The sequence below is a fragment of the Modestobacter sp. SYSU DS0904 genome (assembly GCF_054051115.1).
In genome coordinates this window covers 1-12,104 of the sequence record NZ_JBJHAQ010000027.1, presented here as the reverse complement: position 1 = coordinate 12,104, position 12,104 = coordinate 1, and the positions used below count along the sequence as shown (strand labels likewise).

At 74.3% G+C, this 12,104-nt stretch carries 15 protein-coding genes and 1 tRNA gene; 7 read left to right on the top strand and 9 right to left on the bottom strand.

The window, feature by feature from the left end; translation table 11 throughout:
• Window positions 1–3: 3 nt before the first annotated feature.
• Window positions 4–408, bottom strand: a complete 405-nt coding sequence (locus tag ACI79U_RS15860) for a YjbQ family protein (protein WP_457068376.1) — start codon at window positions 406–408, stop codon at window positions 4–6.
• A 63-nt stretch (window positions 409–471) separates the two neighbouring features.
• Between ACI79U_RS15860 and rph the strand changes: the two genes are divergently transcribed.
• Together rph and rdgB are read left to right on the top strand one after the other, a co-directional pair.
• Window positions 472–1,194: a ribonuclease PH gene (gene rph / locus ACI79U_RS15855; protein WP_457068374.1), complete on the top strand. Its 723-nt coding sequence runs from the start codon at window positions 472–474 to the stop codon at window positions 1,192–1,194.
• On the top strand, window positions 1,191–1,799 hold the full coding sequence (gene rdgB / locus ACI79U_RS15850; RefSeq protein WP_457068372.1) for an RdgB/HAM1 family non-canonical purine NTP pyrophosphatase: 609 nt from the start codon (window positions 1,191–1,193) through the stop codon (window positions 1,797–1,799). The genes rph and rdgB overlap by 4 nt, the downstream gene beginning before the upstream one ends.
• Window positions 1,800–1,806: 7 nt before the next feature.
• On the opposite strand, the gene ACI79U_RS15845 is transcribed toward rdgB, so the two are convergent.
• Together ACI79U_RS15845 and ACI79U_RS15840 are read right to left on the bottom strand one after the other, a co-directional pair.
• Window positions 1,807–2,433 carry a hypothetical protein gene (locus ACI79U_RS15845; protein ID WP_457068370.1) on the bottom strand — a complete coding sequence of 209 codons (627 nt, stop codon included), beginning with the start codon at window positions 2,431–2,433 and terminating at the stop codon, window positions 1,807–1,809.
• A complete protein-coding gene (locus ACI79U_RS15840) occupies window positions 2,430–4,388 on the bottom strand; it encodes a glycosyltransferase (protein WP_457068368.1) in 1,959 nt (652 codons plus the stop codon). Before ACI79U_RS15840 ends, ACI79U_RS15845 begins: the two co-directional genes overlap by 4 nt.
• 193 nt (window positions 4,389–4,581) lie before the next feature.
• Between ACI79U_RS15840 and ACI79U_RS15835 the strand changes: the two genes are divergently transcribed.
• Window positions 4,582–5,199, top strand: coding sequence for a TasA family protein (locus tag ACI79U_RS15835; protein WP_457068366.1), 618 nt, complete (start codon window positions 4,582–4,584; stop codon window positions 5,197–5,199).
• A 72-nt stretch (window positions 5,200–5,271) separates the two neighbouring features.
• Here ACI79U_RS15835 and ACI79U_RS15830 read toward each other — a convergent pair whose 3' ends face one another.
• Window positions 5,272–5,712 carry a hypothetical protein gene (locus ACI79U_RS15830; RefSeq protein ID WP_457068364.1) on the bottom strand — a complete coding sequence of 147 codons (441 nt, stop codon included), beginning with the start codon at window positions 5,710–5,712 and terminating at the stop codon, window positions 5,272–5,274.
• 234 nt (window positions 5,713–5,946) lie between these two features.
• The gene (locus ACI79U_RS15825; RefSeq protein ID WP_457068362.1) at window positions 5,947–6,324 is read right to left on the bottom strand and encodes a PadR family transcriptional regulator; all 378 of its coding nucleotides are present in this window, start codon (window positions 6,322–6,324) and stop codon (window positions 5,947–5,949) included.
• 93 nt (window positions 6,325–6,417) lie between these two features.
• Here ACI79U_RS15825 and ACI79U_RS15820 point away from each other — a divergent pair, with 93 nt between their 5' ends.
• Entirely contained in the window at window positions 6,418–7,338 is a 921-nt protein-coding gene (locus ACI79U_RS15820; protein WP_457068360.1) for a DUF6910 family protein, read from the top strand.
• A 52-nt stretch (window positions 7,339–7,390) separates the two neighbouring features.
• Here ACI79U_RS15820 and ACI79U_RS15815 read toward each other — a convergent pair whose 3' ends face one another.
• Window positions 7,391–9,013 carry an ABC transporter substrate-binding protein gene (locus tag ACI79U_RS15815; RefSeq protein WP_457068357.1) on the bottom strand — a complete coding sequence of 541 codons (1,623 nt, stop codon included), beginning with the start codon at window positions 9,011–9,013 and terminating at the stop codon, window positions 7,391–7,393.
• Window positions 9,014–9,216: 203 nt separating this feature from the next.
• Window positions 9,217–9,882, bottom strand: coding sequence for a hypothetical protein (locus ACI79U_RS15810; protein WP_457068355.1), 666 nt, complete (start codon window positions 9,880–9,882; stop codon window positions 9,217–9,219).
• A gap of 87 nt (window positions 9,883–9,969) precedes the next feature.
• Here ACI79U_RS15810 and ACI79U_RS15805 point away from each other — a divergent pair, with 87 nt between their 5' ends.
• Together ACI79U_RS15805 and ACI79U_RS15800 are read left to right on the top strand one after the other, a co-directional pair.
• Complete coding sequence (locus tag ACI79U_RS15805) at window positions 9,970–10,350, top strand: ArsR/SmtB family transcription factor (protein ID WP_457068466.1); 381 nt, start codon at window positions 9,970–9,972, stop codon at window positions 10,348–10,350.
• A gap of 8 nt (window positions 10,351–10,358) precedes the next feature.
• On the top strand, window positions 10,359–11,006 hold the full coding sequence (locus ACI79U_RS15800; protein ID WP_457068353.1) for a cation diffusion facilitator family transporter: 648 nt from the start codon (window positions 10,359–10,361) through the stop codon (window positions 11,004–11,006).
• Window positions 11,007–11,030: 24 nt separating this feature from the next.
• On the opposite strand, the gene ACI79U_RS15795 is transcribed toward ACI79U_RS15800, so the two are convergent.
• Window positions 11,031–11,111: transfer RNA gene (locus ACI79U_RS15795), tRNA-Leu, on the bottom strand.
• 50 nt (window positions 11,112–11,161) lie between these two features.
• Window positions 11,162–11,392 carry a hypothetical protein gene (locus tag ACI79U_RS15790; protein ID WP_457068351.1) on the bottom strand — a complete coding sequence of 77 codons (231 nt, stop codon included), beginning with the start codon at window positions 11,390–11,392 and terminating at the stop codon, window positions 11,162–11,164.
• Between the two features lie 257 nt (window positions 11,393–11,649).
• Here ACI79U_RS15790 and ACI79U_RS15785 point away from each other — a divergent pair, with 257 nt between their 5' ends.
• Window positions 11,650–11,979: a DUF3618 domain-containing protein gene (locus ACI79U_RS15785; RefSeq protein ID WP_457068349.1), complete on the top strand. Its 330-nt coding sequence runs from the start codon at window positions 11,650–11,652 to the stop codon at window positions 11,977–11,979.
• Window positions 11,980–12,104: the final 125 nt, after the last annotated feature.

Sequence of the window (12,104 nt, the reverse complement as noted above, 5' to 3'; positions counted from 1 at the left end):
ACCTCAGCCGGCCAGGAAGCTGAACCGCACGTGCCGCGACGGGTTGTCGACGTTGGTGTCGACGAAGCAGATCCGCTGCCAGGTGCCCAGCGCCAGCCGCCCCTCGAGCACCGGCACCGTGGCATGCGGCGGCACGAAGGCGGGCAGCACGTGGTCGCGGCCGTGCCCGGCGGCCCCGTGCCGGTGCCGCCAGCGGTCGTCGCGGGGGAGCAGCTCGTCCAGCTGGGCCAGCAGGTCGTCGTCGCTGCCCGCGCCGGTCTCGATGATCGCGATGCCCGCGGTGGCATGCGGCACGAACACCTGCAGCAGCCCGTCGCCCTCGGCGCGGACGAACTCCGCGCACTCGTCGGTCAGGTCGACGACGGAGGGGACGCCCCCGGTCCGGACGGCTCGCAGCTCGGATCGCATGGGTCCACGATGACAGCAGCACCCGGCAGAGCGGGCGGTGCCTGCGCACTACCCTTCCTCCACGTGACCCGCCCCGACGGCCGCAGCGCCGACCAGCTCCGCCCGGTGACCATCACCCGCAACTGGCTCGACCACGCCGAGGGCTCGGTGCTGGTCGAGTTCGGCCGCACCCGCGTGCTGTGCGCCGCCAGCGTCACCGAGGGGGTGCCGCGCTGGCGCCGCGGCTCGGGCCTGGGCTGGGTGACCGCCGAGTACTCGATGCTGCCGCGGGCCACCCACACCCGCAGCGACCGCGAGTCGGTCAAGGGCCGGATCGGTGGCCGCACGCACGAGATCAGCCGGCTCATCGGCCGCTCGCTGCGCGCCAGCATCGACCTGGCGGCGCTCGGGGAGAACAGCATCGCCCTGGACTGCGACGTCCTGCAGGCCGACGGCGGCACCCGCACCGCCGCCATCACCGGCGCCTACGTGGCCCTCGCCGACGCGGTGAGCTGGCTGGGCGAGCGGGGCAAGCTGGCCAGCAGCACCCCGCTGCCGAACTCGGTGGCCGCGGTCAGCGTCGGCGTCATCGACGGCGAGCCCCGCCTGGACCTCGCCTACGAGGAGGACGTGCGCGCCGGCACCGACATGAACGTGGTCTGCACCGGCGACGGCGGCTTCGTCGAGGTGCAGGGCACCGCGGAGGGCGCCGTCTTCGACCGGCCCACCCTCGACGCCCTGCTCGACCTCGCCGTGGCCGGCTGCGCCGAGCTGACCCTGGCCCAGCAGGTGGCGTTGTCGGCATGACCCAGCTGCTGCTCGCCACCCGCAACGCCGGCAAGCTCGCCGAGCTGCAGCGGCTGCTGGCCACCGCCGTCCCCGGCGTCGAGGTCATCGGCCTGCGCGACGTCGCCGAGTACCCCGAGGCGCCCGAGACCGGGGCCACCTTCGAGGAGAACGCCCTGCTCAAGGCCCGCGAGGCGGTCCGGTACACCGGCCTGCCCGCGGTGGCCGACGACTCGGGCCTGACCGTCGACGCGCTCAACGGGATGCCGGGGATCCTGTCCGCCCGCTGGTCGGGCCGGCACGGGGACGACGACGCCAACACCGCCCTGCTGCTCGGCCAGCTCGCCGACGTCCCCGACGAGCGGCGGGGTGCGGCGTTCGTCTGCGCCGCCGCGCTGGTCACCCCCGACGGCGCGGAGCACGTGCTGCGCGCCGAGTGGCGGGGCGCGGTGATCGGCGAGAAGCGGGGCACGAACGGGTTCGGCTACGACCCGGTCTTCGTGCCCGACGGGCTGGAGGTCACGTCGGCGGAGCTCTCGCCGGCGGAGAAGGACGCCCGCAGCCACCGCGGGCAGGCGTTCGCCGCCCTGGTGCCGGTGCTCGCCGAGGTGCTCGGCGGTCGCTGACCGCGGGTCAGCGGCCGCTGCTCCAGCCCATGAACCACAGCGAGAAGGCCGCCAGCGACGGGTGGAAGGCCAGCACCAGGAAGGCCGCGAACACCCGGTCGGTCCGCCAGTAGGTGCGCAGCCGGACCCCACGGGTCCACAGCCGGCTGCGGTCTCCGGACAGCGCGCGCTGGGCCAGGGCCGCCTCCTCCTCGGCGGTCAGCGACCGCGAGCGGGTCGCCTGCCAGGCCTCCACCCGGGCCCAGCCCGGCGCGAAGCCGCAGGCCAGCGCCAGCGCCGCGGCACCGGCGAGCAGCGGCAGGAGGGTGGCCTGGTCCAGCACCACCAGGCCGGCGGCGGCCGCCCCGGCGGCGAAACCGGCCACGGTCACCGCGGCCAGCACGAACACCAGGCCGAAGGTGGCCATCAGGATCACGTAGCCGGGCAGCAGGACCTCGTCCCAGCTGCGGTCGGTGACCAGCAGCGCCGTCGTCTGCACGGCGAGCACGGCGGCGCAGGTGGCCATCACCCGGCCCATCCGCAGGCGGGGGAGCTCCGCGGTCGTGGCCAGCCGGGCGCGTGCCTCGGCGAAGCTCGCCGCCTCGGCGGGGGAGGCGTCGGCCCGGGTCGCGGCCGGCGGGTGGACGGCGGTCATGCGCGGATCTCCGGTCGGGGGCCGTCGAGCACCGCCGGTGCCTCGTCGGCCTGCACGTGGCTGGACAGCCCGTGGTTGGTCTTCTCCCAGTAGAACGGGTTGACCAGCAGCTGCCACAGCGCCTTGTACGAGGCGATCGAGTGCAGCAGCCAGTAGACCGGGGAGAACAGCGCGAACGGCACCAGGCCGTAGGTGCGCCGCTTGAACCCGGCCAGCAGCGACAGGTAGATGATCACGCCGTTGCCCAGCAGCAGGTTCGCGAAGCTGACCTGGACCAGCCAGTCGGGCAGGGTGGGCACCAGGACGCCGGGCCGGACCAGCTCCACGATCATCAGCGCGTAGAGCCACGGCGTGGCCAGGAACATCAGCGGGGTGCCGCCGATGAGCAGCGCGAACCCGGCCGTCTGGCGGGGGCCGACGCTGCGCAGCAGCCGCCACGGGTGCCGGGTGTGCACCAGCACGGTCTGCATGTACCCCTTGATCCAGCGGCTGCGCTGCCGGATCCAGTTGCCGACGGCCATGTTGGCCTCCTCGTACGTCGTCGAGTTGACGACGGCGACGCGGTGGCCGCGGGCGGAGGCGCGGATGCCGAGGTCGGCGTCCTCGGTGACGTTGTAGGGGTCCCAGCCGCCGAGGTCGCGCAGCATGTCGGTGCGGAAGTGGTTGCTCGTGCCGCCCAGCGGGATCGGCAGCCGCAGCTTGTCCAGGCCGGCCAGCGTGTAGTCGAACCAGGAGGAGTACTCCAGGGTGAACATCCGGGTGAGCAGGTTCTCCCGGGCGTTGAAGTAGTTCAGCGCCGCCTGCACGCAGACCAGGTCGTCCCCGCCCTTGTGGAAGGCGACGATCGACTTCTTCAGCTGGTCGGGGTCGGGGCGGTCCTCGGCGTCGTAGATCACCACGTACTCGCCCCGGGCGAAGGCCAGCCCGACGTTGCACGCGCGGGGCTTGGTCTTGGGCAGCGAGTGCGGCACGACGACGATCCGGACGATGTCCGGCGGGGCGGCGGCGAGCGCGGCCGTCAGGGTCTCCGGGTCGTCCTCCTCCAGCAGGAGCAGGATCTCCAGCTTCTCCCGCGGGTAGTCCAGGTCGGCGAGGTTGCGCATCAGCAGGCCGACGATCCCGGCTTCCTTGTAGACCGGCACCAGGATCGTGTAGATGGGCAGGTCGTGGTCGTCCAGCGCGGCGACCTCCTCGTCGCTGACCTGCTCGACGGTCTCCCAGGCGGTGCCCACGGTGCTGATCACCGCCTTGGCCCCGACGGCGAGCGCCACGGCGACGTTCACCGTCGCGACCAGCGCGACCAGGGTGGCGGGCAGGTCCAGGACGGCGCCGGCGACCAGGGCGGCGACCACCAGGACGGCGCCGACGACCTGCTTGCGCACGAACACGGTGGACGCCGACTCGTCGGGCCGCCGCTCGGCCAGCGAGGTGACCGCGTCGTGCACCAGCTCGTCGCGCCAGACCGTGCGCAGGGCGCGCTGCACGTCCCAGTCGGTCGTGACCACCTGGCGCACCCGGTGGATGCCGGTGCGCTGCACCACCTCGTCGGCGACGTGCGCCGACGGGCGACCCGCGGTGGCCACGACCACCTGCAGCTCACCCTCGTCGTCCTGCTCGACGCGGAGCGGCAGCCACATCTCGCGGGCCAGCATCGCCGCGGGGAACAGCCGGGCCAGCTCCTCGTCGACGTCGACGGGGTCGACGAACGCGAGGTCGGCGTCCCACACCTCGGCCAGCGCCACGTACAGCTGGCGGCGGGTGACCCAGCCGCGGGCCAGCACGATCGCGCCCAGCGGGGCGCCGACGCGGTGCTGGTGCTCGAGGGCCTCGGCCAGCTGCTCCTCGGTCAGCGCGCCCTGCTCCAGCAGGACGTCGCCCAGCCGTTCGGGTGCGGCGTGCCGGCCACGGCCGCGCCGGGGCGCGGGCACGGCATCGCCCGGTGCGGAGACTGTCACCTGGAGGACGTCGGCGACCGACGGCCCGGACTGTCGTCGTGCGGGCGGGCCCTCACCCGTTCGGGCGACGTCGCGGGCGGGAGGCGGTCTTGCGGAGTCCTTGCGGTTGCCTGCGGCCGGGCGTGCGGTTGGCCGTCCAGAGTCGGCGCTGTCGGCGGGAGAGCCCCCGACGCGCACCGACCCGAGGAGCACGGTGAACGCCAGCCGCACCACCGCCAGCAACGCCCGCCGGGCGACCGCCGCCAAGGTCCTGGGGTCCGTCGGGGTCATCGGCGCGGCCGCTGTCGTCGCCGGCATGGGCACCTTCGGCGCCTTCACCGACAGCACCGACCCCGCCGAGGTCGCCGTCGAGTCCGGCGTCGTCTCGATCGACCTGACCGCCGGCGACGGCTCGGCCACCGTGCCGTTCAGCTTCGACGGCATGGCGCCCGGGGCATCGGTCACCCGCCCGGTGAACCTGGTCAACGACGGGGACTCGGCGCTCGCCTCGGTGGAGCTGGCGACCGTCGCCACCGGTTCCAGCCTGCTGGACAGCGACACCACGAACGGCCTGCAGATGTCCGTGCGCTCCTGCTCGGTGGCCTGGGCCGCCGACCTCACCTGCGACGGCACCGTGCGCACGCTGCTGGCCGCCGGTCCCGTCGTCCGGACCGCTGACCTGGCAGACCCGGCCAGCCTGGCCGTCGGCAGCACCGACCACCTGGCCGTCACCCTCGCGCTGCCGGCGTCGGCCGGCGACGCCTTCAAGGGGCAGACCAGCGAGCTGGCGCTCACCTTCACCGCCACCCAGCGCGCCGGCGCCGCCCGCTGACCCCCGCCGCCCGCCCGCCCGCCCGGCCCCTGACCCGACCGGGCAGTCGACGGGCTCCGGCCGGTCCCGGGATCAGCCCCGGACGTCCTCGGTCTCGGCGTCCTCCGCCGCCGAGCGCAGCGCCCACCACCGGGACGCCGCGAGGGCCGCCAGGACCGAGACGGCCACGACCAGGGCCTGGACCACCACGGTGGCCGGACCGGCCGTGGAGTCGGGTCGCTGCGCGACGAGCAGGGCAGCCGCGATGCCGATGGCCGCCGCCGCCGGGACCAGCAGGGCGGCCCGGCGCACGGTGGCCGGACCGGCCGGCCGGCCGGCCATCAGCCATCGCAGCGCGGCCAGCGCCGCGAGCACGGCCAGCACCGCAACGGCGGTGAGGGCCACGACCGGTCCGGCGGTCGGGAAGCTGCCCTCGAGGGTGAACACGGCCGCCATCACCGGGGTGGCCAGCACGACGACGAGGACGTAGGCGACGACCACGCCCAGGACCGCGGCCAGTCCGCCGCCGCCCACGACGCGCGCGTACGACGTGGCGCGGGGCCGGTACCCGCCGGTGTCGACCGTCTCCCGGGCGAACGCGTCGACATCCGGGCCGATGAGCGCCCGGGGTCGACGCCGTCGGCTGCCGCGGTCTCCAGGTCGCCGCGGACGTCGGTCAGGATCACGCGGCGGTCCCGCCCGGTGACGCGCAGCCGTCGGAGGCTCGCCTCCAGCGCGGCGAGCGCGGCCGGGATCCGGGTCGCGGGGTCAGGTTGGGACACGGGGGGTCTCCTCGGAGGGGTCGAGGGCTCCGGTGGTGGTGAGGAGCCCGGTGACTGCGGACGTCGTGTCGACCCACTGCCGGGTCCACGCGGTGAGTGCGGCCCGCCCCGCGGGGGAGACCTCGAAGACCTTGCGAGGCGGCCCGCTGGGGCTCGGTTCGGTGCGCTCGGTGACCAGGCCCTGCCGGCGCAGCCGGCCCATCAGGGGGTAGACGGTGCCGTAGCCGACGCCCGGCAACCCGTGCTGTTCGAGCTGGACGACCAGGTCGTAGGCGTGGGTGGGCCGGCGGGCGAGCAGGGCCAGCAGGCAGGTGTCCAGCGCACCACGCAGCAACTGGGTGCGGCGATCGGGGTCCGGTGCCATGTGAGACAAGGTAGCTCAGCTATCAGGTCTCGCCCAGTACTCTCGGCGCGGCTCGGTGGATTGCCCGACGCGGTCGGCGGGCACCCTGGTCGGATGCGGATCACGGTGGACGACGTCCGGGAACTGCACTTCGACGACGGGGCGCCGGTGACCGCGGCGTCGGCGATCGCCCCGCTGGGCGAGGGCTGGCTCGTCGCCCCGGACGACGCGACGGTCGCCGCCTGGGTCGTCGCGCAGCGGGTCTCGCCGGTGCGGCTGCTGCCGCCGGTCGAGGGGCTGGACCACTTCACCGAGGCAGCGGGGACCAAGCACCTCAAGCCCGACGTCGAGGTCGCCTGCCCGGCGGAGGTCGACGGTGAGCCGGCCGTGCTGCTGCTCGGGTCCGGCTCGACCCCCCGCCGGATGCGCGGCGTGCTGGTGCGCCTGGTGGACGGGCGGCCGGTCGTGGCGGCCGGCGAGCTGGCCGGGCTCTACGCGCGGGTCGCCGAGCGGCTGGAGCTCCCCGACGGGCAGCTGAACATGGAGGGCGGGAGCCGGCACGGCGACACCGTCCGCTGGTTCAACCGGGGCAACCTGGTCGCCGGGGTGTTCCCCGGCAGCGTCGACGTGCCGCTGGCCGCGCTGGTCGACGCCGTCCTCGGCCGGGCCGCCGCGGCGACGGTCCCGGTCGAGCACCCCCGGTCCTACGACCTCGGCCAGGTCCAGGGGGTCGGCCTGGCCGTCACCGATGCGGTCACGCTGCCCGACGGCCGGCTGCTGCTCAGCGCCGCGGCGGAGGACACCCCGAACGCCGTCGACGACGGCCCGGTCGTGGGGGCCGCGCTCGCGCTCGTCGCGGACCACACGGTGCAGGACGTCGCGGCGGTGCCCGAGGTCGGCGGCGGGGTGGTCAAGGTGGAGGGGCTGGCGGTGCGCGGCGTGACCGACGGGGTGGTGGACCTGCTGGGCGTGGTGGACGTCGACGACCCCACGGTGCCCTCGCTGCTGCTGACGCTGCGCGTGCAGCTGGACTGAACGCCACCCCGGCCCGACCCGGCGTACCGGGTCGGGCCGGGGTGGGCGGACGTCAGTCCCGCGTCGTCCAGACCCGGTCCCAGAGGGGGTTGGTGTTGACGGCGAGCGCGGGGATCGAGGTCGTCAGCCCGGGCCCGTGGACGTCCTCCAGGGCGACGTTCGCCGGCGCGAACGCCAGCCCGAAGGGCGCGTAGTGGTTGGCCGCGAGCAGCTCGGCCGCCTGCTGGTACAGGTCACCCCGCTGGTCGGCGTCGGTCGCGCTGGCCGCCTCGGCCAGCAGCTCGTCCAGCTGCGGGTCCGTGACGCCGCTGAACGGCGACTCGGAGTCGAAGCGGAGGCTGACGCCCACGCCGGCCGCCGGGTCCCAGGCCCCGGCCGTCTGCAGCATCGCGGTCCAGTTGCCGGAGGTGAACCGGTCGATCACGCCGGACAGCGGCAGGCTCTCGGTGTTCACCGTGATGCCGACCTCCTGCCACTGGGTCTGCAGCGCGGTCATGACCTGCTCGGCCACGTAGACGCCGGTGGTGCCCAGGGTGATGTCGATGCCGCCCAGCTCCTGCACCAGCTGCTCGGCCAGCTCCGGGTCGTAGCCCTGGTAGCCGTCGACCTCCGGCTCGTGGAACTTGCCGCCCGGCGCGGTGAAGGACTGGCTGACCTCGTACTTGCCCTGGAACAGCCCGGTGGCGATGGCGTCCCAGTCGGTGGCGGCGTAGATGGCCTGCCGGGCCCGCTCGTCGTCGAACGGGGCGGTCCGGGTGTTCAGCTGGATGACGTAGGGCGAGGTGGCCGGCTGGACGGTCACCTGCAGTTGGTCGTTCTGCTGGGCCTGGTCCAGCAGCGGGGTCGTGCTCAGGCCGTTGTAGGCCTGGGCCTGGCCGGCCAGCAGGGCCTGGTAGGCCGGCTGGTCACCGCCGACGGTCTGGAAGGTGAGCGCGTCCAGGTAGGGCAGGCCCTCCTTGAAGTAGTTCGGGTTCTTCGTCAGCTCCAGGGTGGAGTTGAGCTGGTTGGAGACGACGGTGAACGGGCCGGCGCCGACCGGGTTGATCGCGAAGTCCTCCTCGCCCTGGGCCTGCACCGCGGTGGGGGAGGCGATCCAGTTGACGTTGCTGACCGGGAAGTTGGCCTCCACCGCGCCGAACGGCTCGTTGAACTGGACGACGACGGTGAGCGGATCGGTGGCGGTGATGTCGTCGGGGTTGCCGGCCAGCGGCCAGCGCGGCTTGCAGGCGCAGGTGGACTGCAGGTCGCGCTGCCAGTTCCACACCACGGCCTCGGCGTCCAGCGGGGTGCCGTCGCTGAACTCGATGCCCTCCCGCAGCTTGACGGTCATGGTCATGCCGTCGTCGGAGAGCTCGAGGCTCTCGGCCTGGTTGGGCTCGATCCGCGCGTTCGAGCCGTCGTCGTCCGCCTCCAGCAGGAACAGCCCACCGAAGATGGCCTGGTTCATGTCCAGGTTCGCGCCACCGGTCAGGTTGCTGGCCGGGTCGAGGCCGGTGGGCCACGAGCCGGCGAAGCCCGCGTCCTGCAGCACGGTCAGCTCCCCGCCGCTCTGCGGCTCGCCGGCAGCCGACTCACCGGGGTCGCTGGGGTCGCCGGACGCGGAGCTCCCACCCCCGCAACCTGAGAGGGCCAGCGCCGTCGCCAGCGCCATGGCCAGCGTCGGGGCCGTCGTCATCCGTCGTCTCATGGGGTGCTCCCGTCTGTGTGGTCGTCGCTGACCACGTGGGCGGTGAGTGGTGCCGCGGAGAACGGTCACCACGCGCCGTGATGCAGATCACTGCGCAGCGCACAGCGTCGAGATCCGGCCCGGCTGCGGGCACATCGTTTTCTCCCTGCGGAAGAGGTATGTCCGGCGGGGCACGGGGCGGTCGGTCCCGGTCAGCCGGCCGGCTGGTCGTCGCCGGGGTGGCGCTGCTGCAGGAAGTAGGCGCCCAGCGCGCCGGCGAGGGTGGCGAACACGGCGACGGAGTACACCGCCAGCGCCACCTCGAGGAAGCGGGCGAAGCCGTGCTCGGTGTCCAGCACCTGGCCGGTGACGGTGGCCAGCGCGGCGTCGTGCAGCGCAGGCCCGTACGTGTCGTAGGCGCCCAGCACGTACAGCAGCTGGCTGCTGGCCAGCACGACGACGCCGGTGATGGCGGTGAGCCAGCCGATCCGGCCGGTGAGCAGCCGGCCGGCCGAACGGGAGCCGCGGACGGCCGCGGACAGCACCCCGCCGACCCGGGCGGTCCGCAGCAGGGTGAGGGCCCGGGCGAAGCGCAGGAACGGGAGGGCGAGGAAGAGCAGCTGCCACCAGTTGCGCAGCCAGAACCGCCGCTGGCTCTCCGCCCGGAACGCGCGGAAGGCGAACTCGCTGACGAACACCGCCCAGCACACCCAGCCCGCGACGGTCAGCGTCGTCACCAGCCACGGTTCCCGGGCCAGCGACTGGCCCAGCACGATCAGCACGAACACCAGGCCGAGGACGCCCATGGGCCGGTCGAGTCGCTTGGCCAGCCCCTCGGTCTCGGCCGGGTCCTCGTCGGTCACGCGGTCGCCGGTCATGGGCTGCCGGTACCCGGGTGTCGCCGGGCACACCGGACGTCCTGCTCGACCTCACCGGCCGTCCGGCACTAGCATCGCTGTGTGGCGATGAAAGCGACCGATAGAGATGCCGGTGTCGACGAGGCGGCGGCCCTGTCGGCCGCCTCCTGCATGTTCCGGAGCCTGGGGGACCCGGCCCGGCTGGCGATCCTGCGGCACCTGGCGCTGGGGGAGCACCGGGTGGTGGACCTGACCGCCCACCTCGGCCTCGCGCAGTCGACCGTCTCGGCGCACCTCGCCTGCCTGCGCGACTGCGGGCTGGTGACCTCGCGCCCCCAGGGGCGCGCGTCCCTCTGGTCGCTCCAGCACGCTGCCGACCTGGTCGGCCTCCTGGCCGCCGCCGAGCGACTGCTCGCGGCCACCGGCGACGCGGTGGCACTGTGCCCGACCTACGGGGCACCCGCCCGGGACGACGAGGCCGGGTCGTGAGCGGCGGGGTGAGCGCCACGCGCACGTCGGCGGAGACCGAGCGGCTGACCCGGCGGGGCCTGCGGCTGGCGCAGTTCACCGTCGGCTACAACGTCGTCGAGGGCGCGATCGCGATCACGGTCGGCGTCCTGGCCGGCCTCGTGTCGATGATCGGTTTCGGGCTGGACTCGGGCATCGAGTCGGCCGCCTCCGTCCTGGTCGGCATCCGGCTGGCTGCCCGGCTGCGCAACGGGACCTCGGATGAGGTCAAGGAGCGGCGCACCCTCAAGGCGGTCGCCGTCACCTTCTTCGTGCTGGCGGCCTACGTCGTCGTCGAGGGGGTGCGCAGCCTCGTCGCGGGCCAGGCCCCGGACACGTCGATCGTCGGCCTGGTCCTGCTCGCCGCCTCGGTCGTCGTCATGCCGCTGCTGGCCCGCGCGAAGCGCCGGGTCGGTGAGCAGCTCGGGGGCGACCGGCTGATCCTCGCGGACGCGGCCGAGACCCGGATCTGCGTCCTGCTGAGCATCTCCACCCTGATCGGGCTGGGTCTGTACGCACTCGTCGGGTGGGTGTGGCTCGACCCGGTCGCCGGCTTCGTCATCGCCGCCTTCGCCGTCCACGAGGGCCGCGAGGCGTGGGAGGGCGAGCTGGTCGAGGACGACGATGACGACGACTGAACCGGTGTGGCGGACCGCTGCCCGTGCGGGAGGGGGGAGTCGAACCCCCACGCCCGAAGGCACCAGATCCTAAGTCTGGCGTGGCTGCCGTTACACCACTCCCGCGTGCGGGCGAGTCTAGGAGCGCCTGGTCGGTCGCCTCACGCTGGACGGGATCACCGGCTGTCCCGCCAGGGTGCGATGCAGCAGCCGTCGCACTCGTGGGCCCCGGAGGCACCACCGAGACCCTGCAGGTGGACGACGTCGTCCGGGTCGGGGTGCGCGACGCCGTGCGGGCAGCTGCGGGTGAAGAGATCGCGCTCCCGCTGCCAGGTCAGCGGCCACTCGCGCATGTGGTGCTGGCTGGCTTCCCGCGCGGGGAACTCGCGAGGGGGGTTGCCGGGCACGTCGGCGTCCTCCCGGCTCGGTCGGACGGGGGCCGTCACTGCGGCGGTGTGGTGGGGAACGGCGTGGGCGGGCACGGTGCCACGGTCGACGGGCCGGCGAGCACGGCGCTGTGCCGAGGATGTGCGCCACCTGTGCATCGCCGCCGTCCCCTGGGGCCCTGGGTCCGGCGGGGCCGTCGTCGCAGCACTCCCGCCTGCGGGTGAGTGTACGAGCGCCTGGCCGGGCCCCCGGCGAGCGCATCTGGCAGGCTGTCGGCGTGCCGCGCAGCCCCGAGCAGATCCAGCAGGAGATCGACGCCGCCCGCGAGTCGCTGGGCGCGACCCTGGACGAACTGGCCTTTCGCACCAACCCCCAGCGCCTGAGTGACCAGGCGAAGGCGAAGGTGCAGGAGTTCCTGGCCAGCCCGCCCGGTGTCGCGATCGTCAGCGTGGTCGGCCTGGGCATCACCTTCGTCGTGACCCGGGGGATCGTCCGCCGCATCCGGCACACCGGTCCCCGGCGCGAGACCCCGGTCACCTACCGGTGGGTCGCTGACCCGGACGTCGTCGTCCAGCGGCGACGGGTGCGCGCCTCGCGCGCGAGGTAGGAGCGCACCGCGCGTCATTCGGCGCCGGGGGGGGGGGGGGGGGGGGGGGGGCGGGCGGGGGGGGGGCGCGGCGCCCCCCGCCCCCCCCCCCCCCCCCCCGCCGCCCCGGCCTGCATCCCCCCCCC